Below are 22,258 nucleotides of genomic sequence, written 5' to 3' on the forward strand. Positions count from 1 at the left end.
GACTGTCTTCTTACCACACAAAGAAGAGCCGAGAGCAAATGCTCTCGGCTCTTCTTTGATGCTGGCGAACCCCTGCGAAGGATTTAGAAGATAAGCGCCTTGTGATGCCGAGTCAAAGCTCGCCTGTACCCGGCACGGGAGTCGAAACCGTACGGCCTCACGACCAGACCCTTCGCAGGGGCCCGCGTCTACCAATTCCGCCAGCCGGGCACCGCACCGCTCGCAAGAACGGCACTACGCACACGCTGCGACGCGCACGCGGCGAACGGTTGATGTTACGCATATCCTGCCCGATGCCGGAACACGAATTAACGCGGGCCGCATCGCCATATGCCCGTAAACCTTTCAACCCCCACCGGCATCTTCATTGATAGGGATGCCTTCGACCTCACTGGCTTGCCATGACGCCTACGTGTACCTGACGGCGAACGACAGTTCTGATCATAGCTCGGACCTTGTCCAGCGCGCGCGCAGCGGCGAGCACGCCGCGTTCGAGGAGCTGTACCGCGCGCATTCGCCGCGGGTGTTCGCGCTGTGCGTCCGGCTGTCGGCCGGCGACCGGGTCGCCGCCACGGCGCTGCTGCAGGACGTGTTCATCGCCGCGTGGCGCGGGCTGCCGAGCTTTCGCGGGGACGCGCCCGTCACCTCGTGGCTGCACCGGTTGGCGGTCAACGCGATGCTGCAGAACGCGCGGTCGGACAAGCGCCGGTCCGCGCGCGTGCTGTTCATGGAGGATCCCGCGATATCCGGCGCGGAGAGCAGGGCCGACCGGCCGGACATAGCGATGGATCTCGAAGACGCGATCGCGCGGTTGCCGGCCGGCGCCCGAACGGCCTTTGTGTTGCACGACATCGAAGGGTACCAGCACAACGAGATCGCCGAACAGCTGGGCGTGGTGGTCGGGACCGTGAAAGCGCAGGTGCACCGGGCTCGTGGACTTCTAATGAAGAGCTTGAATCGATGACTGACGACATGCTGGACGAAGCGAGGCTACGCGAGCTGCGCGAGGCGACGGACCGGCTGCCGCGGGAAATGGATCCGCCGGCCGACGCCTGGGACGCGATCCGCGCGCAGATCGCGCGCGACGAGGCGAGCCCCCTGAACCCTCGCGCCGGGAAGCCAATTCATGTGTGGCAGCGCTCGCGCTTTCTCATCGCGGCTTCGCTGCTGCTCGTAGTTGGGTCCTCCGCCATTACCTACGTAAGCACGAAAGGCACCGACCCCGGCCCTGTGCCCCTCTCCGCCCGCTCCGAGCGCAACGCGGCGGTTAGCACCGTGTCCGCGCTCACCCAATTCACCGGCAAGGAGAACGAGTATCTGCGGCGCGTGAACGGACTTGTCGCGATCATGGAGAGCGAACAAGTCCAGCTGGCTCCGGAAACGATCGTGAAGGTCAAGGAAAGCCTCGCCGTTATTGACGCCGCGATCCTGGAGGCGCGCGCGGCGCTCGCGCGCGATCCGGCGAACCGGGCGCTGATCGAGATGCTCGAGTCCACGTACGAGATGAAGCTCGATCTCCTCGAGCGCACCACCGAGATGGCGCGGAGCTAGGGATGCTCACTCGCGCACTGCTCGCGCTCGTCGCGCTGGCGCTCCCGTTCACGGCGGGCGCGCAGGCCAAGGTCAGCCGCTCCTTCCAGCTGAATGCCGACGGAGCCGTTCGCCTGCACGCGCTCGTGGGCACCGTCACGGTGCGCGGCTGGGATCGCGACTCGGTCACGATCCGCGGCAACCTCGGCGCCGGCAACCGGCTGCTCGGCGGCGGCGGACGCACGGGCGTCAAGCTGTTCGTGGAAGCGGAGAACGACCGGCAGCCGGCCGCGAGCGCGCTCGAGATCATGGTGCCGACTCGCGCGAAGGTGTGGATCAAGACCGCCACCGCTGACGTGACCGTGTCCGGTGTCAACGGAAGTCTGGACCTGTACGTGATTGGCGGCACGATAGACGTCTCCGGGGATCCGGCGGACGTCAACGCTGAAGCGATCGACGGCAGCATCGTGATTCGCGGCTCGCCGGGGTGGGTGCGCGCGAAGAGCGCGAGCGGCTCGGTGACGCTGCGCGGGACGAGCCGTGACGCCATGCTGTCGACGGTGAGCGGCCGCATCGTCGTGGACGGGAGCTCGACTCCGCGCGGCGTGTTCGAGCGGGCGCGATTCGAATCCGTGACGGGCGACATCAGCTTTCAGGGCGGTCTCGAGCGCGGAGCCGACGTTCGCTTCGACACTCACGGCGGGGCTGTCGTGGTCACGCTCCCCCCGCGCGGCGCCGATCTCGAGGTGACCACCATTGCGGGCACGATTCGCAACGAGGCGACCCCCTCGCGGCCAACGGCCGGGCGGTATGGGAGAGGCGCTGAGCTGCGGAGCACGGTCGGCGATGGTGGCGCGGCGGTGTCGGTGCGAACGTTCAAAGGCGCGATCACCATCCGGCGCGCGAAGTAGCGTTCCAACCCCGCTGCTGCGCGCGGCATCCTACGAGAGAAGACAACTCTCACAGGAGCCACGCATGTTCGTCTCACCATTGAAGCGCGCGCTCGCAGTCGTGGTCCTATCCCTCGTCGCGGCCGGAGTCGCCGTCGCGGGCCCGCCGTGGATCGCGATCGAGTATCCTGTCAACCCGCACGATCCGCTCACGCGCGACGCGTTCATGACCGTGCGCACGTACCATCACGGCGACCAGGTCGGCCACGAGCTAATCGGTACCGCCGAGGGGCTCGTGGATGGGCAGCGGCGTTCGATGCGGCTGGACATTCGCCGGCTGCCGCAGGCCGGCGCGTACGCGGTACGGTGGCGCAAGCCGGCGGACGGGAACTGGGTGTTGGTCGTTTCCAGCCGGCAGGAAGGAAAGCACATGGCGACCGCGGTGGTGTCCGTAGATAACTCAGGTCGCGTCGCGCGGGTCAGCGTGCCGTCGAGACCGATCGAGGGCGGGCGGTGGCAGGTGCCGCGCGCTGTCGCGGCCGCCGAAGTGAATGCGATACTGCGCGGGGAAGCGACACTATAGCTGCGTCTGACGGGGGATCCAAGTTAGGAGTGTGACAGTAGGGAGTTGAGGCAGTCGGGAGTCACTCACTCCTTACTCACACCTCCGAACTGCCACACTCCGAACTTGGATCCCTTTGCAGGCACATCGTGGCCGGAAGTCTTCAGACGTGTTTCTCTTCCAGCAACGCCATGAACTCACTCGGCGAACTGATCTGGTTCAGCCGGTCCGGCACGTCCTGCTCCTTGCTGAACTGCGCGATCTTGCCGAGCACCGGGAGGTACTGGTTCGACACCTCGAGCGGCGGCGCGACGATCAGAAAGAAGAAGTTCACCGGCTTGTCGTCTATCGCCTTGAAGTCCAGCCCTTCGCGCTTTCTGCCGAACGCCACGCGCAGCTTGCTGACCACCAGCGAGCGGCAGTGGGGAATCGCGATCCCGCGCCCGATTCCCGTCGAGCCGAGGTTCTCGCGCCGCTTGAGCATCTTGAAGAGCATGCCTTCGGACTTCTCGTCCAGCTTGAGCAGCGCGATCAGCTCCTTGAGCACGTCGTCTTTCGTCGTGCCCTTGAGCTCGAGCTCGATCGCATCTTCTGAGAAAAAGTCGCGGAGTTCCATAAGAAGCTATTGGCTGTTGGCTCTTGGCTAACAGCCAAAAGCTCATTTCCGCGCAACTTACCCGCGGCCGCGAACGCTGTCAAATGCTGTCGTTGCAAGCATTTGCCTGCTCCGTTAGCTTGCATTGATGCGCTTCCCGTTCCCCGTTACGAGCGAAATTCCGCTCTATCTCGCGCCCATGGCCGGCGTGTCGGAGTCGCCTTTCCGGCGTATCTGCCGGCGCTTCGGCGCCGACGTGGTCGTGACGGAATTCCTGTCCGCCGAGGGGATCCGCCGGGAGAACGCGGCCACCATCGACAAGCTCAGGTTCGGCGCGGACGAGCGCCCGATCGGCGTGCAGATCTTCGGCGGCGATCCCGTCGCGATGGGTGACGCCGCCGCGCTGGTCACCGACGTCTTCCAGCCCGAGTTCATCGACATCAACTTCGGCTGCCCGGTGAAGAAGGTCGTCAAGCGCAACGGCGGCTCCGGCTGCCTTAAGGACATGTCGCTGGTGGAGAGCGTGATCCGCTCCGTCTCCGCCCACACCCACCTGCCGGTCACGGTGAAGATCCGCAGCGGCTGGAACGAGGAGATGCGCGACCCCGTGACCATCGCGCTCCGCTGCCAGGACGCCGGGGCGAAGGCGCTGGCGCTGCACCCGCGCACGCGGTCGCAGATGTACACCGGCGCCGCCCGCTGGGAGGAGATCGCGGCCGTCGTGGCCGCGCTCGACATCCCCGTGCTCGGGAACGGCGACATCAAGACGGCGGAGGACGCCGTGCGGATGCAGCGCGAGACGGGCTGCGCCGGAGTGATGATCGCGCGCGGCTCGTTCGGGCAGCCGTGGATCTTCCGCGAGACGCGCGGTCTGCTCGAGGGAAAGCCCAAGCCGGCCGCGCCTCCCGTCGAGGAGCGGTTCGCCATCGCGCTCGAGCACGCGCACATGGCGGAGGAGTACGAAGCGGATCCGCGCGGAGCGGCGATCGAGTTTCGCAAGCACCTCGGCTGGTACGTCAAAGGGCTGCCGGGCTCGGCGGACCTACGGCGCAAGCTGCACGCGGTGGACTCGCTGAGCGAAGTCGAGGAGATATTCGCCGCGTATCTGGCGGCCGGTCACAGGCACGGGGAAGACAGCGCGGTCGCGCTGGACACGGCTGCGTGAGCTGACCACGGCGCCGCGCGGCCGTGCCTGACTCGCTGATAACGGGCTACCTCGATATCGTGCGCGCTGCGACGGGCGCCGAAGAAGTCGTGTTCTGGCGCGGCAACCCGGAGTCCGAAGCGCTCGCCCCCGACTGGTGGTCCACCACGCACGGCGGCGAGCCCGAGCACTTCGTCGAGCAGACCTGGCGCGCGCTCGTGCAATGGGCCGTGCAGGAAGGCCGGCCGCAGACCGTGGGAGCCGAAGCGATTCAGCTGGTCGCCGCGCCCGTTACCGGCGGCGAAGGCGGCGCGATCGGTGCGCTGAGCATCTCCTCTGAGGGCGGGCTGCACGGCGGGCGCGAAGCGCTCAAGACGTCCATCGTCGGCTACTGCGCGCACGTCGGCTCGCTGTACGAGCTGATCCGCGCGCGCGGCCAGTACCACCGCGCCACGCAGCAGGCCTCCGCGCTGCTGACCGCGGCGCAGCGATTCGCCGTGAATCGCAGCATCGAGACGCTCGGCGACTCGATCACCACCGCCGCGCTGGAGATGACCGCCGGCTATGGCGCCGCGCTGGTGCACTGGAATTACGAGAACGAGACGGGGGAGGTCGCGTTCTCGTCGCCCGACGCGCGCGCGCGGGCGGGACTCAAGCTCGACTCCGGCGGGCACGTCGCGCGGGCGTGCTCGGCTGACATCCCGCTGGTGATGGAGGACGCGCGCAGGCTCAACGGCAAGGTCGTTCTGTTCGGCGACGGGGAGAAATCCGGCGGACTCGGCTCGCTGGCCATCCTGCCGCTGCGCGGCGACGGCGGAGTGATCGGAGCGATCGTCATCGAGGGACGCGCGCCCGGCGACGTCAGGCAGGAGGACGCCAAGAACCTCCGGCTCCTCGCGCTGCTGGCCGGCTCCTCGCTGCAGACGGTGTGGGAGATCGAGGAGATCACGCGGCGCGCGCGCATTGACCCGCTCACCGAGCTGTACAATCGCGGCCACTTCGAGGATCGCCTGCGGCAGATGCTGGCCGAGACCGCGCGATTCGGCGGTGAGAGCTCGCTGGTGATGTTCGACATAGATCACTTCAAGGAAGTGAACGACACGCACGGCCACCCCGCGGGCGACGCGGTCCTCAAGGCAATCGCGCGGCTGCTGGAGGCACGCGTGCGGAACGTGGATACGTGCGCGCGGTACGGCGGGGAAGAGCTGGCGCTGCTGCTCCCGCGGACCGATCTGGACGGAGCGGTGGAGCTGGCCAACCGGCTTCGGCTGGGGGTCACAGACAATCCGGTGCCCTGGGGCGGCAGGTATCTCACGATCACGATGTCGGGCGGGGTGGCCAGCTTTCCGCACTGCGCGCGGTCACCGGAGTCGCTGATAGCGGCCGCCGACGCCGCGCTGTACCGGGCCAAGCAGGGCGGCCGCGACAGGGTGGAAGCAGCCGTGCTATTGCCGCTTCCCGTAACGATTTAGGTAGCTGGCTTGAAGTATCTTCTCAAGTCGGTTCGGATTGACTTCGGCGGCTCGCGAGGGTATACTTCCAGGACGGGGGCGACTGGCTTCGACGGGGTTGGTGAAGCTAAGGCCGCGTGCCCAGGTTCTCGGATCCTGGTAAAACCTCTGGGACGAATCACAATTGCCAACGACAACTTGGCTCTGGCTGCGTAACCTTTAGAGGTTCTCGCACCTGCTCATTCGGAAGCCCGCCTGAGGCGTTTGAATGAGTATCGCAAATTCGGGCTAGTCGGCGGGTGCGTCTTCCGTTCGTCGGCGAAGCTACAGGAGACTTGTTCAGCGTGGGCCGTCTACCGGCCAGCGTCTGGAGACCTCAATCGGTAGACTACGCACGTAGACGCCGTGGTGAATCTTGTCTCGGACCGGGGTTCGAATCCCCGCGCCTCCACTCCGTAAAGCGGCATCCTTAGGGATGCCGCTTTTCTTGTAACTACAACAGACAACCGAATGGTTACCCGCTGCCCGCCGTTTGGCTGCCGGCGAATCAGCCGCGGGCGATGTTGACCGTCTTGGCTGCGATCCGACCTGGAAACCAGGGACTTGGATAATTCAAATAACGTTGTAGAATTGAAGCATGGAAAAGAGCCTTGCGACGACAATCTTCGACTCACTCTCGTCTGGCGTGCGCCTCGACGTGTATCGGCTGCTCGTAAAGAGGGGCGCCGACGGCATGGTCGCTGGCGAGATCGCGTCGGCGCTCGACGTCCCCCCGACCAACATGTCCTTCCACCTCAAGGCGTTGACTCAGGCAGCGATGGTCAGCGTCACCCAGGAAGGTCGCTTTCAGCGGTATCGAGCCAACATCCCGGTGATGCTGGATCTGATCGCCTACCTGACGGAAGAGTGCTGCGCCGGCGACTCTGAGCAGTGCGCGGAGCTGCGTGCGGCTTCCTGCTGCACCGACGCCGTACTCCCGCCGCTTACCTCGACTCAAGTGAAATCATGACAATCATTCAAGTCTACGACCCGGCCCTGTGCTGCAGCACCGGCGTGTGCGGCCTCGATGTGGACCAGGCGCTGGTGAGTTTTTCGGCAGATGTGGACTGGGCCAGGCAGAACGGCGCGGAGATCGAGCGCTTCAATCTTGCGCAGCAGCCGTTGGCGTTCGCGGAGAACGCGACTGTGAAAGCGTTTCTGGATCGCTCGGGACAAGATGCCTTGCCGCTGGTACTGACCGACGGTGAAATGGCGCTGGCGGGGCGCTACCCGACCCGCGCGGAACTGGCGCGCTGGACAGGCCTCACCGACGCGGCCGACCCCAACCCTCAGACGAGCTGCTGCGGCGGCGGTGACTGTTGCTGATTGGCGAAGACCTCTCCATGAACTTTCTCGATCACCCGCCGCGCTTCTTCTTCTTCACGGGCAAGGGCGGCGTAGGCAAGACCTCCATCGCCTGCGCCACCGCCGTCAAGCTGGCCGGTGCGGGCAAGCGCGTGCTGCTGGTGAGCACCGATCCCGCGTCCAATGTGGGACAAGTATTCGGTATCGGCATTGCCAATGCCATCACGGCCGTCACGGCCGTGCCGAATCTGTTCGCGCTGGAAATCGACCCTGAGCTCGCGGCCCAGGCCTACCGGGACCGGATCGTCGGCCCCGTGCGCGGCGTGTTGCCTGATGGGGTCGTCAAAGGCATCGAGGAGCAGCTTTCCGGCGCGTGCACCACCGAGATTGCGGCGTTCGACGAGTTCACGGCGCTGCTGATCGACTCCGAACTGACGGCTGACTACGATCACATTCTGTTCGACACCGCGCCCACCGGACACACCATTCGCCTGCTGCAGTTGCCGGGCGCCTGGAGCGGCTTCCTCGAAGCAGGCAAAGGCGATGCCTCCTGCCTGGGGCCGCTGTCGGGTCTGGAAAAGCAGCGGGAGCAATACAAGGCCGCCGTGGACGCTCTGGCCGACGCTGAGCGCACACGGCTGGTGCTGGTCGCACGCCCACAAGCGTCCGCCCTGCGCGAAGTGGCACGCACCCACGGGGAGCTCGCGGAGATTGGCCTGCGCCAGCAATACCTGGTGATCAACGGCGTGTTGCCCGAAAGCGCCGTCCATGGTGATGCGCTGGCGACCGCCGTGCTCGCCCGGGAACAGGCAGCGCTCGCATCAATTCCAGATTCACTGAGAACGCTGCCCCGCGATCAGATCGGGCTCAAGCCATTCAATCTGGTAGGTCTGACCGCGCTACACCGCCTGCTCGACAGCACGGAAACGCTGGCGGACGGCCAGCAGGTGACCACGCCAGAACCGCTGACCGCTCCGACGCTGGCCGCGCTGGTTGACGACATCGCTGCCGACGGTCATGGGTTGGTGATGGTGATGGGCAAAGGCGGCGTGGGCAAAACCACACTGGCGGCGGCGGTGGCTGTGGAACTCGCTCACCGCGGCTTGCCGGTCCACCTCACCACTTCCGACCCAGCTGCACACCTGACTGAAACCCTTGAGGAAACGCTCGACAACCTGAGCGTGAGCCGCATCGATCCGCGCGCCGAAACCGAACGCTACCGTCAGCACGTGCTGAAAACCAAAGGCGCCAAGCTCGATGCCCAGGGTCGCGCATTGCTGGAGGAGGACCTGCGCTCGCCGTGTACCGAGGAGATCGCTGTTTTCCAGGCCTTCGCGCGGATAATCCGCGAGGGAGGCAGGAAATTCGTTGTGATGGATACGGCACCGACCGGGCACACCTTGCTTCTGCTGGACGCCACGGGCGCCTACCACCGGGAAATGGAGCGTCAAATGGATGGCAGAGGCGTCAATTTCATCACTCCGATGATGCAGCTCCGGGATCCAAAACAAACCAAAGTGTTGTTGGTCACGTTGGCTGAGACCACCCCGGTGCTGGAGGCTGCGAATCTCCAGGACGACCTGTGCCGCGCCGGTATCGAACCCTGGGCCTGGATCATCAACAACAGTCTCGCCGCTGCGCATACCGCCTCACCGCTCCTGCTGCAGCGGGCCGCCAACGAGCGCGAGGAGATCGCCGCTGTAGCCAACGTGCATGCCAAGCGCTTTGCCGTGGTGCCGCTGCTGCCTGTCGAGCCGGTGGGACTGAACAATCTCCGTGAGCTGGCAGGCGAGCCTGAAGAAACACTTCGAGGGAATGCTGCATGACCGCACGCTCGCCGATTGGATTCTTCGAGCGCTACCTGTCCTTGTGGGTCGCGCTGTGCATCGTGGCTGGTATCGGCCTGGGCAGCCTGCTGCCGGCGCTGTTTCAAACCCTGGCCCGCCTGGAATACGGTTCGGTCAACTTCATCGTCGCGATACTGATCTGGTTCATGGTCTATCCGATGATGGTGTCGGTGGATTTCTCGAGCCTCAAGCGCATTCACGAACGCCCCAAAGGGCTGGTGATCACGCTGGTGGTGAACTGGCTGATCAAGCCGTTCACGATGGCCGGGCTGGGGGTGCTGTTCTTTCACTACTTCTTTATTGACCTGATCGATCCTGCCAACGCCAGCCAGTACATCGCAGGCCTGATCCTGCTGGGCGCCGCGCCCTGCACAGCCATGGTGTTCGTCTGGGCGCAACTCACTCGGGGTGACGCGACATACACGCTGGCACAGGTGGCGCTCAACGACGTCATCATGATTTTCGCCTTCGCGCCAATCGTGGCCTTGTTGCTGGGTGTGACCGACATCCAGGTACCCTGGGCGACCTTGATCCTCTCAGTGGGCCTGTACGTACTGATCCCGCTGCTTGCCGGTGTGACAACGCGAGTGCAGCTCAGTCGTACCGCGGACAACCCGGCGCAAGCCGACATGGCGGTGTCGCGCTTCAACGCCCACATCAAGCCCCTTTCGATACTTGGCCTGTTGGGTACGGTGGTGCTGCTGTTTGGTTTTCAAGGGCGGATCATCCTCGATCAGCCGTTGCTGATCGCACTGATCGCGGTGCCGCTGTTGATCCAGTCGTACGGCATTTTTGCCATCGCCTATACGGCGGCGAGACTCTGGAAAGTCCCATACAACGTGGCAGCGCCCTGCGCATTGATCGGCACTTCCAACTTTTTCGAGTTGGCGGTGGCTGTGGCCATCGGTCTGTTCGGCCTCAATTCAGGGGCGGCGCTGGTCACCGTCGTCGGCGTTCTGGTGGAGGTGCCCGTGATGCTGTCACTGGTGGCCTTTTCTAATCGCACGCAGGGTTGGTTTCCCGCTGCGCCGGCCCCGGCAACCATCGGCCACCCGAGGAGTTGCAACGCGAGAGAAGAAATCCATGTATAACACGGTATTGGTTGCGCTGGATCTGGCGCCGGCCGAGCAGCCCATCCTCGACTGCCTGCCTGAGCTGCAACACTGGGGTGTGCGGCGCGTGATACTCACGCACGTCATTCAGGTGGGTTACACGCAGGGTGCAGCTCTGGCTCATGAAAAGGACTATGTAGCCTGGCTGGAAAAACTGGCGCAGCCCCTACGGGCTGCGGGCCTCGAGGTTGAGGTCAGCGTCCGGGCCAGCGGTGTTCCAGCTGAAGAAATTCTGGCAGCGGCGTCTGACCATGGCGCCGAGCTGATCGTGATTGGATCGCGTGGTCACAACCTGATCAGCAAGCTCTTTCTGGGCAGCGTGGCCAGAGCCGTGATTCAAAGGACAACGGTGCCATTGCTGTTGGAGTGGGTCGAACCCACCGCCGTTGGTACCCAGCACAAATGTGCGGCGGTCTGCACGAACACTTTGCGCCATGTGCTACTCGCGACGGATTTTTCAGCGAGTGCGGCGGCGGCGGAGGCCGCGGCGATCCACTTGGCATCGAAAGCCGAACAGGTCGACTGCGTTTATGTCATGGAAGCGGCCGACAGCGCTGCGACCTCCCTTGCGGCCTCGCACGCACAGGAGGCATTGAACGCACTGATACGACGCATCGAGGCCACCGGAAGTCGTGGCAACCCCGTCATGCTTGAAGGTAAGGCATCGGCTGAAATCGCTCGTCATGCACGCAGCCGGGACGTGTCGCTGATCGTGGTGGGCAAACGCGGCCATAACCCGATAGCCAGCCGGCTGATCGGCAGCACGGCTGCCAATCTTTGCGAGATCGCGGGTCGCCCTGTGTTGATGGTCCCGTGACGAGCGAGGAAAGCGGCTAGGACGCTGCGGATTGTCCCCGCTTCTTGAACACAAACTCGGGCGCGAGCGCGACCCCGATGATCGTGACCGGCACCATCTGCAGCGTCTGAATCAGCAGCGACACCGCGATCGCCGGGTCGCGCGGGACGCCGAACTGCTCCACCGTGAGCGCGTAGGCAAACTGGAAGAAGCCGACGTTACCGGGCGTCGCGCGCAGCACGAGCCCGAGATTCACCGCCAACAGCCCCGCGAGGCTCGCGGCTAGCGGGACTTCGACCCCCGCCGCCTTCGCGGCCAGCGCGAACGTGACGATCTGGAGCACCCACGCGACCAGCGACAGCGTGAGCGCGCCGACGAAGCGCGGGCTGTTCGCCAGCGCGCCCATGCTCGCGACGAACCACTTGAAGAACGAGCCGATCTTTGCCACGAGCCCGACCGGCGGCGTGATCTCGGGCGGCCGCTCCGCCAGCGTGGCCGGGGTCATGTGCCGTGTCATGTAGACCAAGGTGCCCAGTCCGCCGAGCACCACCACGAGCACGATCATGGCGGGGATCCGGTAGCCCTCCATTTCCGGCGGCAGCGGGAAGATCAGCGTGCCCGCCACCACCATCACGATGAACCCCACTATGTCGAACATCCGCTCGAGCGCGATCGTCGCGAGCACGGTCGCGCTCGGCACTCCGGACGCGCTCGACACGAACACCACGCGCGCGGCCTCGCCGCCGTTCGCGAGCAGCACGTTGTTGAGGCCGACTCCGGCAATCCCGGCCTTCGTCGCCAGGCTGAGCGAGGGGGAGCCCGCTGGGCGAAGGAATATCCACCAGCGGATTATCCGAAGCAGGACGGACGTCGTGTTGGCGGCGAACGCCAGCAGCAGCAGCGGGATCGACGCTCCCCGCATCGCCGCCCACGCCGCGTTCCAGTCCACGGTCCGCGCAAACAGCACGAGCAGTGCGAATATCGCGAGGGTGATCGACCACCGGGTCGCGGTTCGCATCATGCCGGGGGGTAAGGTGCGCTGTGACTAGTCACTAGTCACTAGTCACTAGTCACGCCTTCACATCCGCGAGCGCGGCGTGGGCCGCCGCCAGCCGCGCGATCGGCACGCGGTACGGCGAGCAGGACACGTAGTCGAGCCCCATCCGGTGACAGAGCGCCACCGACCGCGGCTCGCCGCCGTGCTCTCCGCAAATGCCGAGCTTGATCTTCGGCCGCGTCGCGCGCCCTTCCTCCACTGCAATCCGTATCAGCCGGCCGACGCCATCGGGATCCAGCACCTGGAACGGATCCTCGGGAAAGATCCCTGCCTCGACGTACGACGGGAGGAACCGCCCCGCGTCGTCCCGGCTCAGCCCGTACGTGGTCTGCGTCAGATCGTTGGTGCCGAACGAGAAGAACTCGGCGCCTTGCGCGATGTCGCCGGCCGTGAGCGCCGCCCGCGGCAGCTCGATCATGGTTCCGATCAGATACTCCACGCGCTCGCCCATGGCGCCGAGCACCTGCGCCGCCGCCGATTCCAGAATGGCGCGCTGGTGCTCGAACTCTTTCGCGGTCGACACCAGCGGGATCATGATCTCCGGCCGCACGTCGATCCCGCGGCGCGAAGCGCGCACCGCCGCCTCGAAGATCGCGCGCCCCTGCATCTCGGTGATCTCGGGGAAGGTGATCCCGAGCCGGCAGCCGCGATGCCCCAGCATCGGGTTGGTCTCGCGCAGGTCCTCGATGATCCGCGACAGCTCCGCGCGCGGGATTCTGAGCGTGCGCGCGAGCAGCTTGCTCTCCTCGCCCCCGTGCGGCAGGAACTCGTGCAGCGGAGGATCGAGCAGGCGGATCGTCACCGGGTACCCGTGCATCGCCTCGAAGATCCCCTCGAAGTCGGCGCGCTGCATCGGGAGCAGCTTCGCCAGCGCGCGCCTCCGTCCGGCCTCGTCGCGCGCGACGATCATCTCGCGCATCACCTGAATGCGGTCGCCCTCGAAGAACATGTGCTCGGTGCGGCACAGTCCGATCCCTTCCGCGCCGAAGCCGCGCGCGGTGCGCGCGTCCTTCGGCGTGTCCGCGTTGGCTCTTACCTTGAGTCGCCGCACCTCGTCCGCCCAGCCGAGGAGCTGGTGGTACGACTGGTACAGCGGCGCGTCGGCGGGACGCAGCGTGCCGTTGGTCACACGCACGATCTCGCTGGGGACGGTCGGCAGGTTCCCGGCGAACACGCGGCCGGTCCCGCCGTCGAGCGTCAGCCAGTCGCCTTCTTCCACCTCAAGCCCGTTGACCGAGAAGCGGCGGTGGTCGAGATCGACCTCGATGTCCCTGCACCCGACGATGGCGCACTTGCCCATCCCCCGCGCGACGACGGCGGCGTGGCTCGTCATGCCGCCGCGCGAGGTGAGCACCGCCCGCGCGGCGACTATTCCATGAAAGTCCTCCGGCGTCGTCTCCTCTCGCACGAGGATGACGGCTTCGCCGGCCGCGTGACGATCCTCCGCGCTGTCAGGATCGAACACGGCGATACCAGACGCGGCGCCCGGGCTCGCGGGGAGACCGACGGCGATCGGCTTGGCGTGCACGGAAGGATCGATGATCGGGTGCAGCAGCTGATCCAGCTCCGCGGCAGGCACCCGCGCCACCGCTTCGGTCTTGTTGATCAGCCCCTCGGTGACCATCTCGCTCGCGATCCGCACCGCGGCTGCCGCGGTGCGCTTCCCGCCGCGCGTCTGGAGCAGGTACAGCTTCCCGCGCTCGACGGTGAACTCGAGGTCCTGCATGTCCTTGTAGTGCCGCTCGAGCCGGTCCTGCACCTCCAGCAGCTCCTTATACGCTCCCGGCAGCCGGTCGGCCATCTGCTCGATCGCGAGCGGCGTGCGCGTGCCCGCGACGACATCCTCGCCCTGCGCGTTGACCAGGAACTCGCCGTAGAACTTCCGCTCGCCCGTCGAAGGGTCACGCGTGAACGCCACGCCGGTTCCGGAATCTTCGCCGAGGTTGCCGAACACCATGGACACGATATTGACCGCGGTGCCGAGGTCTTCGGAGATGCGATTCACCTTGCGGTAGTCACGCGCCTTCTTGAGCATCCACGACCGCCACACGGCTTCGATGGCGCCCCACAGCTGCACGACCGGATCGGTGGGGAAGGGCGCGCCGGTGGCGCGCTTCACCAGCTGCTTGTACTCCTCCACGAGATTGCGCAGCGCATCCTCGCCGAGCCCGGTGTCGTCCTCGACTCCCTCGGTCAGCTTCTTCGCCGCCAACACCTGCTCGAACTTCTGGCTCGACACGCCGAGCACGACGTCCGAGTACATCTGGATGAAGCGGCGGTACGAGTCGTACGCGAAGCGCGAGTTCCGGCTGGCGCGCTCCAGTCCCACTACGGTGCGGTCGTTGAGCCCGAGGTTGAGGATCGTCTCCATCATTCCCGGCATCGACACCGCGGCGCCGGAGCGAACGCTCACGAGCAGCGGGTTCTTCGGATCGCCGAGCTTCTTGCCCGTGCACTTCTCCAGCCGCGCGAGATTCCCCTCGACCTCGGCGCGCAGCTTGTCGCCGTACTTGCCGTCGCGCAGGAAAGCGACGCACTCGGACGCTGCGATCGTGAACCCGGGAGGGACGGGAGCGCCGAGGTTGGTCATCTCGGCGAGGTTGGCACCCTTGCCGCCGAGGACGGGTTTCATGTCCCTGGTGCCTTCCGCCTTGCCGTCGCCGAAGAAAAAGACTGACTGCGGCACTACAGCTCCCGCCTCATCGCCCCAACCTCAGCTTGACGGGGTCACTAGGAGGCGCGGTGGGATAATCGCCCGAAAAGCACGCATGACAGAACCCATCCGGTCCTTTCGGTACCGCCCGCAACATTCCATCGAGCGAAAGATAGCCGAGCGTATCAACCCCGAGCTTCGTCGCGATCTCCTCCACCGTGAAGTTCGCCGCGATCAGCTCCTCGCGGGTCGGCGTGTCGATCCCGTAGTAGCACGGCCCCGTGATCGGCGGGGAGCTCACCCGCAGATGCACCTCGCGCGCGCCGGCCCCGCGCACCATTGCGACGAGCCCGCGCGTGGTCGTGCCCCGCACGATCGAGTCGTCCACCATAACCACGCTCTTTCCATCCAGCACCTCGCGCACGGCGTTGTACTTCACCTTCACCTTCGCGTCCCGGCCGGCCTGGGTCGGCTGGAGGAACGTGCGGCCCACGTAGTGATTCCGTATCAGCGCCAGCTCGAGCCGCAGCCCCGATTCTTCCGCGTAGCCGAGCGCGGCCGAGTTGGACGAATCCGGGACGCTGAACACCAGTTCGGCGCCCGGCGCGGGGGCTTCTCTGGCAAGCTGTCGGCCAAGCTCGCGGCGGGCCCGGTCCACGGAGCCGCCGAAGATCCGGCTGTCGGGCCTGGCGAAGTACACGAACTCGAACACGCACTTGCGCGATTCGACGGCGGGGAAGGGACGCGACGACCGGATCCCGGTGCCGTCCACCGCCACGATCTCGCCGGCCTCGATCTCCCGCTCGAACGTTGCGCCCACGATGTCCAGCGCGCAGGTCTCGGATGCGAAGATCACCGCGCCATTGAGCCGGCCCATGACCAGGGGCCGCCAGCCGCGCGGATCGCGTGCCGCGAGCAGCGTGTCGCCGGCGAGCACGACGGCCGAGTAGGCGCCTTCCACTCCCCGCAACGCGTCCGCGAGCTTTTCTTCGGGCGCGGAAGAGCGCGAGCGCGCCATCCGGTGCACGATGACCTCGGAGTCCATCGTGGAAGCGAAGATCGAGCCCTGGTCCTCCAGCTCGATCCGGAGCTCACTGGAGTTGGTGAGGTTGCCGTTGTGGGCCAGCGCGAGGTGCCCGTCCCGAAAGCGCGCGAGCACCGGCTGGGCGTTCTCGATCGTGGACGAGCCCGTGGTGCTGTAGCGCGTGTGGCCGATCGCGGTCGAGCCGGTGAGCGACGCGATGCTCTCCGGGCTGAACTTGTCGGACACGAGCCCCATGGCGCGCAGAGTCCGCGCGGTTCCATCGTCGCCCACCGCGACGATGCCGGCGGACTCCTGCCCGCGGTGCTGCAGCGAGTACAGTCCGAGGTGAGTCAGCGAGGCCGCGCCGGGATGTCCGCGCACGCCGAAGACGCCGCACATGGCCGGCTAGACCGTCGTCACGGCGGCCTGTTCCAGCACGGCGGCGCTCTCGACGCTGGCTTCCATGATCGCGGGGATCGCGTCGTGGTACGCCGCCGCGAGTCGCTCGAGCGGCGCTACGACCGTGCGATTTCCACCGTGCTTGATCTCGAGGTTCCCCGATCCGGTCCGCACCCGGCCGAGCACGACCGGCGCCACCCGATGCTTTACCGCGATCTTGGCTATCGTGCCCAGCGACGCTTCCGGCACCGTGATGATGATCCTCGCCTGCGCTTCGTTGTACAGCAACTCCCGCAATGCGACGCCGCTCCACGCAGACACATCGATTTCGGCGCCCACCAACGCGGACCGATCCGCGATCGCGCACTCCGCCAGCGCTACTCCGAGCCCCCCGTCGCTGCAGTCGTGCGCCGAGCGCACGTGTCCGCCGCGAATGCACTCGAGCAGGCATGCGATCGTGTCCCGCTCGAGGTCAGGGTCGCATTTCGGCGGAGTGCCCGCGACGATTCCATGAATTCGGGCGAGATACTCGCTGCCGCCAAGACCGTCCGCCGGCTCGCCGAGGATCTCCCCCAGCAGAACGATGACGTCGTCGTCCACCGACCACGTCGCCGGCGTGACGTGCGCGACGTCGTCGATGAGGCCGAGCATGCCGATCACAGGCGTGGGGTACACCGCGCCGGACGGGCTCTCGTTGTACAGCGACACGTTCCCGCCGGTGACGGGCGTATCCAAGGCGCGGCAGGCCTCGCCGATTCCCGCGATCGCCTCGCTCAGCTGGAAGAAGTTCTCCGGCCGCTTCGGGTTGCCGAAGTTGAGGCAGTTGGTGATCGCCAGCGGCCGCGCGCCGGTGCACGCCACGTTTCGCGCGGCCTCGCACACCGCGGCGCGTGCGCCATTTCTCGGCGAGAGGTACACGTACCGGCCGTTGCAGTCCGTCTTCACGGCGATCGCGCGGTTCGACCCGCGCAGCCGCAGCACCGCGGCGTCGCCGCCCGGGCCGATCACCGTGTTGGTGCGCACGGTGGAGTCGTACTGCCGGTACGCCCACGCCTTGCTGGCGATCGTGGGTGACGAGAGCACCCGGTCGAGCGTCCAGACCGGGTCCTTCTCCTCGGGCAGCTCGGGAACGCTTGCAACGTCCGTCGCCCGGAGCCGGACGATCTCGTCGCTCTCGCGCGCTTCCGGCGAGTAGCGCGGGCAGTCCGTTACCAGGCGCGAGCCCGGAAACTCCGCGACTACGGTGTCGCCCTCCGTCACGCGGTACACCGGCTCCGCGATCACCTCGCCGATGACGGCAGCCGTGAGATCCCAGCGAGTGAGAATCTCGCTGACCGCGTCCTCGTGGCCGCGCTTCGCCACGACGAGCATGCGCTCCTGCGACTCGCTCAACAGGATCTCGTACGGCGTCATTCCTTCCTCGCGCACGGGCACCTTGCTCACGTCGATCGTGACGCCCACCTCGCCGCGCTCGGCCATCTCCGCCGAGGACGACGTGAGACCCGCCGCGCCCATGTCCTGGATCGCGACGATGTGTCCGCTCCGGATCAGCTCCAGGCTCGCCTCCAGCAGTAGCTTCTCGGTGAACGGATCTCCGACCTGGACGCGCGGGCGCTTGGCGTCGCTCGCCTCCGACAGATCTTCCGACGCGAACGACGCTCCGTGAATGCCGTCGCGGCCGGTCCGTGCTCCCACCGCGATGATCGGGTTGCCGATCCCCTCGGCCTTGGCGGTGATCAGCTCGCTCTCCTTCATCACGCCCACGCACATCGCGTTGACGAGCGGATTGGTCTCGTACGCGTCGTCGAACACGATCTCGCCGGCGACGGTCGGGATTCCGACGCAGTTGCCGTAGTCGCCGATGCCTTTCACGACGCCGGCGAACAGGTACCTGACGCGCGCGTTGTCCAGCGAGCCGAAGCGCAGGGAGTTGAGCATGGCGATCGGCCGCGCGCCCATCGTGAAGACGTCGCGCAGAATTCCGCCCACGCCGGTGGCGGCGCCCTGGTAGGGCTCGACCGCCGACGGGTGGTTGTGCGATTCGATCTTGAACGCGACGGCGAGGCCGTCACCCACCGAGACCACGCCCGCGTTCTCCCCGGGTCCCTGGAGAACCTGGGGCCCTTCTGTGGGGAGCGTCTTGAGCAGCGGACGCGAGTGCTTGTACGAGCAGTGCTCGCTCCACAGCGCGCTGATTATCCCCAGCTCGGTGAACGTGGGCTCGCGGCCGAGCATGCGGACCAGCCGCTGGAACTCGTCGTCGTTGAGGCCGTGCTCCGCGACGAGCGCGGAAGTGATGCGCGGGTCGCCGGGGCGCGGAGCAACCATCGTCACACGGCCACCCTCGCGAGCAGCGACTCGAACAGCGGCAGCCCGTCGGGCGGTCCGAGCAGCGGATCCACCGCGCGCTCGGGATGCGGCATCATTCCCAGCACGTTCCCCTCGTCGCTCACGATCCCGGCTATTCCGCGCATCGAGCCGTTGGGATTGGCTGCGCCGGTGACGGCGCCGGCCGGGTCGCAATAGCGGAATACGATCCGGTCGTTGTCCTCGAGCCTGCCGATCGTCGTAGCGTCCGCGACGTACCGGCCTTCGCCGTGCGCTATGGGGATCCGCAGCACCGCGCCCTGCTCGTACCGGGAGGTGAAGAGTGTGTCGGCGTTCTCGACCCGGAGGTGCACCGCGTCCGACACGAAGCGCATTCCGGTGTTGCGCACGAGCGCGCCCGGGAGCAGTCCCGCCTCGCACGCGATCTGGAATCCGTTGCAGATGGCGAGCACGGGCCCGCCGCGGCGCGCGTGCGCCGCGACCTGCTGCATGATCGGGCTGAACCGCGCGATTGCCCCGGCGCGCAGATAATCGCCGTAACTGAATCCGCCCGGGAGCACGACGACGTCCACTCCCTCGAGGTCTTCCGTCTTGTGCCAGAGGTACGTCGCCTCGGAGCCGAGCTGATCCACCACGGCCCGGTACGCGTCGTAGTCGCAATTGGACCCAGGGAACGTCACGATCCCGAATTTCATGCCGGCTCCAAAAAGCCAATAGCCAACAGCCAATAGCCAATAGCTGTTGTCACAACGGCACCGCCGACGTGATCTCGAAGTCCTCCGTTACCGGATTGGCCAGGAGCTTCTCGCACATCTCCTGCACCGCGGTCTCCGCCTGCAGCGCGTCGGGCGCCTCGGTCTCGATGACGACGTGCCGGCCGACGTGCACCGACCTCACATGCTTGAAGCCGAGCGAGTGGAGCGCGCCGGTGATGGTGTTGCCCTGCGGATCCAACAGCCCGGCCCGCGGGACGATGTGCACGGCGATCCGGTAGACTCGGTGCTTCATTCGGGCCCCGAGGAGAAGGGTCGCGGGTCCGGCTGACCGCCGCGCCCGTGCCGGCGCCGCCGGCGGCGCTTCCGCTGCGCCGCAAGCAGATCCGGCTCCAGCAGCTCACGGGTTTGCGGCTCTTCCGTGTCGTCGTCCTCGTCGCTGATGACGGGGGCATCGCCGCTCGGCCGCCGGTCCATCAGCCCGTACACGACCGTCTTCACCAGGCCGTACAGCACGTAGAGAAGCAGCGCGGGGAAGAAAAATTCCCTCGGCAGAAACAGCACGCCGAAGAAAGTGGAGGCGACCACCAGCGATCCGATGATCTCACCCGGCTTCCGGTAGCCCACGGTGGGGACGGCGGGGTAGGAGACGTTGCTGATCATCAGGAACGCGAGCATGAGCATCAGGTAGCGCAGCACCATCTCCCACGGCAGGTCCCCGATCATGGTGTTGCCGTAGAGGTCGGTCTGGCTGAACCAGTAGTACGTCGCGAGCGTGACGCCCGCGGCCGGGCTCGGCAGTCCGTGGAAGTACTTCTTGGCGCGGCCGGCCTGCTCGACGTTGAACCGCGCCAAGCGGATCACCGCGCACGCCGTGTACAGGAACACGAAGATCCAGTCCCAGCCGTCGCGGTTCAGCACCGCGAAGTACATGATCAGCGCCGGGGCGAGCCCGAACGAGATGGCGTCCACCAGCGAGTCGAGCTCCGAGCCGAAGCGCGAGCCCGTTCTCGTCGCGCGCGCGACGCGGCCGTCGAGCGCGTCCGCGATCCCGCCGAACACGACGTACAGTCCCGCCGTGCTGAACTCCCCGCGCGACGCCGCGACGATGGCGAAGATCCCGAAGAACAGGTTGACCAGCGTGAAGCCGTTCGGCAGCACGACCACCGCGCGCCGGACGCGGCGCTGCGCCCGGACTTCGCCGTCCGTCATCGGGCGGGGAGGTCCGCGAGCACAGTCACGCCGGCGTTGCTCGTCTCACCGGTCGCGACGCGAACCCTGGAATCGGGCGGAATGAACACGTCCACGCGCGAGCCGAAGCGGATGATCCCCAGGCGCTCGCCCTGCTTCACGACCTGGCCTTCCTTGCTGTAGGTCACGATCCGCCGCGCGATGAGGCCGGCGATCTGCCGCACGAGTATGCGGCCGCTCTTCGTCTCGAGCCCGACGGACATCTGCTCGTTCTCGAGGCTCGACTTCTCGGTGGCGGCGTTCAGGAATCTGCCGGGATTGTAGTGGACGTAGCGCACGGTCCCGTCCACCGGGTACCGGTTCACGTGCACGTTGAAGACGTTCATGAAGACGGAGATCCGGATCGCCTTGCCGCCGATGAACGCCGGCTCGTCCACTTCCGTGATCATCACGATCTTGCCGTCGGCGGGGGAGACCACGATGCTCTCCCCGCGCTCTCCGGTACGCTCGGGATCCCGGAAGAAGAACGCGACCCAGAGCGCGACCACCGTGAGCGCGAACGCCAGCAGCCACAGCGTCCAGGACCTGCGCGCCAGCGCGAACGCGTATGCCGTCGCGGCCAGCGCGGAAGCGATCCCGATGAAGGCGAGCCCCTCGCGGGCGAAGCTCACCCGGGCGTGCCCGGAAGCGCGGCGCCGGTGAGGCGCTGGAATATGTCGAGATATCGGCGGCTCATCGAATCAATGACGTCGGTCGGAAGAGGAGGGGGCGGCGGATCGCCGTTCCAGCGGCCGGCGGTCTTCTCCCGCTCCAGATGATCGCGCAGCGGCTGCTTGTCGAGACTGGGTGGCGCAACGCCTTCCTCGTATCGGTCCGCGGGCCAGAAGCGTGAGCTGTCGGGGGTGAGCACCTCGTCGACTAATATAACCCGCCCGTCGACCTCTCCGAACTCGAGCTTGGTGTCGGCGATGATGATTCCGCGCGACTCGGCGTGCGCGCGGCCGCGCTCGTACACGAGCCGGGTGAGACGCTCCAGCTCGGCGATGCGCTCGCCGCCCACGATCTCCGCGGCGCGCCCGCGCGTGATGTTCTCGTCGTGCCCGGTCTCGGCTTTGGTAGCGGGGCTGAACAGCGGCGGCTCCAGCTTCGAGCTCTCCTTGAGCGCCGGCGGCAGCGGCTCGCCGGCGAGAGTCGCATGCGAGCGGTATTCCTTCCACGCGGAGCCGGCGAGGTAGCCGCGGATCACGCACTCGATCGGAAAGACCTCGGCCCGCTTCGACAGCATCGCCCTGCCCGCGATCGCGCCCCTGTGCGGCGCCAGCGAGGGGACCGCCGAGATGATCTCGTCGGCGTCGGCCGTGAGCATGTGGTGCGGAACCTCGTCTCCAAGACGCCGGAGCCACCACGCCGTGAGCTGCGTGAGCACCGCCCCCTTGTGCGGCACCGCCTCCCGCATGACGACGTCGAACGCGCTGACCCTGTCCGTGGCGACGAGGAGCAATTGCTCCGGCCCCGCCTCGTACACGTCGCGAACCTTCCCCTGGCGCAGCAACGGGAGAGGAAGATTTGACTGAAGAAGAGGCATAGGGAATAGTGACAATCGTGAACCAGTGACCAGCGGA

The 22,258-nt window shown here is 66.5% G+C and carries 21 protein-coding genes, 1 tRNA gene and 1 other RNA gene; 12 read left to right on the forward strand and 11 right to left on the reverse strand.

Going from position 1 to position 22,258, the window contains the following annotated elements:
• Window positions 1–126: 126 nt before the first annotated feature.
• A tRNA-Arg gene (locus WEA80_09950) sits at window positions 127–210 on the reverse strand.
• A 166-nt stretch (window positions 211–376) separates the two neighbouring features.
• Between WEA80_09950 and WEA80_09955 the strand changes: the two genes are divergently transcribed.
• From WEA80_09955 to WEA80_09970, 4 genes are all read left to right on the forward strand, one after another.
• Window positions 377–964: a sigma-70 family RNA polymerase sigma factor gene (locus WEA80_09955; GenBank protein ID MEX1186900.1), complete on the forward strand. Its 588-nt coding sequence runs from the start codon at window positions 377–379 to the stop codon at window positions 962–964.
• Window positions 961–1,551, forward strand: a complete 591-nt coding sequence (locus WEA80_09960) for a hypothetical protein (GenBank protein MEX1186901.1) — start codon at window positions 961–963, stop codon at window positions 1,549–1,551. Before WEA80_09955 ends, WEA80_09960 begins: the two co-directional genes overlap by 4 nt.
• A 2-nt stretch (window positions 1,552–1,553) precedes the next feature.
• Window positions 1,554–2,441, forward strand: coding sequence for a hypothetical protein (locus tag WEA80_09965; protein MEX1186902.1), 888 nt, complete (start codon window positions 1,554–1,556; stop codon window positions 2,439–2,441).
• A gap of 64 nt (window positions 2,442–2,505) precedes the next feature.
• Entirely contained in the window at window positions 2,506–3,003 is a 498-nt protein-coding gene (locus tag WEA80_09970) for a hypothetical protein (protein ID MEX1186903.1), read from the forward strand.
• 142 nt (window positions 3,004–3,145) lie between these two features.
• Here WEA80_09970 and WEA80_09975 read toward each other — a convergent pair whose 3' ends face one another.
• Window positions 3,146–3,598: a PTS sugar transporter subunit IIA gene (locus tag WEA80_09975; protein MEX1186904.1), complete on the reverse strand. Its 453-nt coding sequence runs from the start codon at window positions 3,596–3,598 to the stop codon at window positions 3,146–3,148.
• A gap of 127 nt (window positions 3,599–3,725) precedes the next feature.
• Here WEA80_09975 and dusB point away from each other — a divergent pair, with 127 nt between their 5' ends.
• The 8 genes from dusB (at window position 3,726) to WEA80_10015 (ending at window position 11,292) form a co-directional block, all read left to right on the forward strand.
• Entirely contained in the window at window positions 3,726–4,742 is a 1,017-nt protein-coding gene (gene dusB, locus WEA80_09980) for a tRNA dihydrouridine synthase DusB (protein MEX1186905.1), read from the forward strand.
• Between the two features lie 23 nt (window positions 4,743–4,765).
• Entirely contained in the window at window positions 4,766–6,193 is a 1,428-nt protein-coding gene (locus tag WEA80_09985; GenBank protein MEX1186906.1) for a sensor domain-containing diguanylate cyclase, read from the forward strand.
• 74 nt (window positions 6,194–6,267) lie between these two features.
• Window positions 6,268–6,626: a transfer-messenger RNA gene (gene ssrA, locus WEA80_09990) on the forward strand.
• A gap of 183 nt (window positions 6,627–6,809) precedes the next feature.
• Window positions 6,810–7,181, forward strand: a complete 372-nt coding sequence (locus WEA80_09995; GenBank protein ID MEX1186907.1) for a helix-turn-helix transcriptional regulator — start codon at window positions 6,810–6,812, stop codon at window positions 7,179–7,181.
• On the forward strand, window positions 7,178–7,537 hold the full coding sequence (gene arsD / locus WEA80_10000; GenBank protein MEX1186908.1) for an arsenite efflux transporter metallochaperone ArsD: 360 nt from the start codon (window positions 7,178–7,180) through the stop codon (window positions 7,535–7,537). Before WEA80_09995 ends, arsD begins: the two co-directional genes overlap by 4 nt.
• Window positions 7,538–7,554: 17 nt before the next feature.
• Entirely contained in the window at window positions 7,555–9,342 is a 1,788-nt protein-coding gene (gene arsA, locus WEA80_10005) for an arsenical pump-driving ATPase (GenBank protein ID MEX1186909.1), read from the forward strand.
• On the forward strand, window positions 9,339–10,454 hold the full coding sequence (arsB, locus tag WEA80_10010; GenBank protein ID MEX1186910.1) for an ACR3 family arsenite efflux transporter: 1,116 nt from the start codon (window positions 9,339–9,341) through the stop codon (window positions 10,452–10,454). Before arsA ends, arsB begins: the two co-directional genes overlap by 4 nt.
• Window positions 10,447–11,292 carry a universal stress protein gene (locus WEA80_10015; GenBank protein MEX1186911.1) on the forward strand — a complete coding sequence of 282 codons (846 nt, stop codon included), beginning with the start codon at window positions 10,447–10,449 and terminating at the stop codon, window positions 11,290–11,292. Before arsB ends, WEA80_10015 begins: the two co-directional genes overlap by 8 nt.
• A gap of 16 nt (window positions 11,293–11,308) precedes the next feature.
• Here WEA80_10015 and WEA80_10020 read toward each other — a convergent pair whose 3' ends face one another.
• From WEA80_10020 to WEA80_10060, 9 genes are read right to left on the reverse strand one after another with little or no spacing between them, the layout of a single operon-like run.
• On the reverse strand, window positions 11,309–12,289 hold the full coding sequence (locus WEA80_10020; protein ID MEX1186912.1) for a lysylphosphatidylglycerol synthase transmembrane domain-containing protein: 981 nt from the start codon (window positions 12,287–12,289) through the stop codon (window positions 11,309–11,311).
• A 52-nt stretch (window positions 12,290–12,341) separates the two neighbouring features.
• The gene (gene ppdK, locus WEA80_10025) at window positions 12,342–15,014 is read right to left on the reverse strand and encodes a pyruvate, phosphate dikinase (GenBank protein MEX1186913.1); all 2,673 of its coding nucleotides are present in this window, start codon (window positions 15,012–15,014) and stop codon (window positions 12,342–12,344) included.
• A 13-nt stretch (window positions 15,015–15,027) separates the two neighbouring features.
• The gene (gene purF / locus WEA80_10030) at window positions 15,028–16,404 is read right to left on the reverse strand and encodes an amidophosphoribosyltransferase (GenBank protein MEX1186914.1); all 1,377 of its coding nucleotides are present in this window, start codon (window positions 16,402–16,404) and stop codon (window positions 15,028–15,030) included.
• A 6-nt stretch (window positions 16,405–16,410) separates the two neighbouring features.
• On the reverse strand, window positions 16,411–18,732 hold the full coding sequence (gene purL, locus WEA80_10035; GenBank protein ID MEX1186915.1) for a phosphoribosylformylglycinamidine synthase subunit PurL: 2,322 nt from the start codon (window positions 18,730–18,732) through the stop codon (window positions 16,411–16,413).
• 2 nt (window positions 18,733–18,734) lie between these two features.
• A complete protein-coding gene (gene purQ / locus WEA80_10040; GenBank protein MEX1186916.1) occupies window positions 18,735–19,427 on the reverse strand; it encodes a phosphoribosylformylglycinamidine synthase subunit PurQ in 693 nt (230 codons plus the stop codon).
• A 49-nt stretch (window positions 19,428–19,476) separates the two neighbouring features.
• Window positions 19,477–19,740, reverse strand: coding sequence for a phosphoribosylformylglycinamidine synthase subunit PurS (gene purS, locus WEA80_10045; protein MEX1186917.1), 264 nt, complete (start codon window positions 19,738–19,740; stop codon window positions 19,477–19,479).
• A complete protein-coding gene (pssA, locus tag WEA80_10050) occupies window positions 19,737–20,657 on the reverse strand; it encodes a CDP-diacylglycerol--serine O-phosphatidyltransferase (protein MEX1186918.1) in 921 nt (306 codons plus the stop codon). The genes purS and pssA overlap by 4 nt, the downstream gene beginning before the upstream one ends.
• Window positions 20,654–21,307, reverse strand: coding sequence for a phosphatidylserine decarboxylase family protein (locus tag WEA80_10055; protein MEX1186919.1), 654 nt, complete (start codon window positions 21,305–21,307; stop codon window positions 20,654–20,656). Before WEA80_10055 ends, pssA begins: the two co-directional genes overlap by 4 nt.
• On the reverse strand, window positions 21,304–22,221 hold the full coding sequence (locus WEA80_10060; GenBank protein ID MEX1186920.1) for a phosphoribosylaminoimidazolesuccinocarboxamide synthase: 918 nt from the start codon (window positions 22,219–22,221) through the stop codon (window positions 21,304–21,306). The genes WEA80_10055 and WEA80_10060 overlap by 4 nt, the downstream gene beginning before the upstream one ends.
• Window positions 22,222–22,258: the final 37 nt, after the last annotated feature.

The sequence above is a fragment of the Gemmatimonadaceae bacterium genome (assembly GCA_040882285.1).
GTDB lineage: Bacteria > Gemmatimonadota > Gemmatimonadetes > Gemmatimonadales > Gemmatimonadaceae > JACDCY01.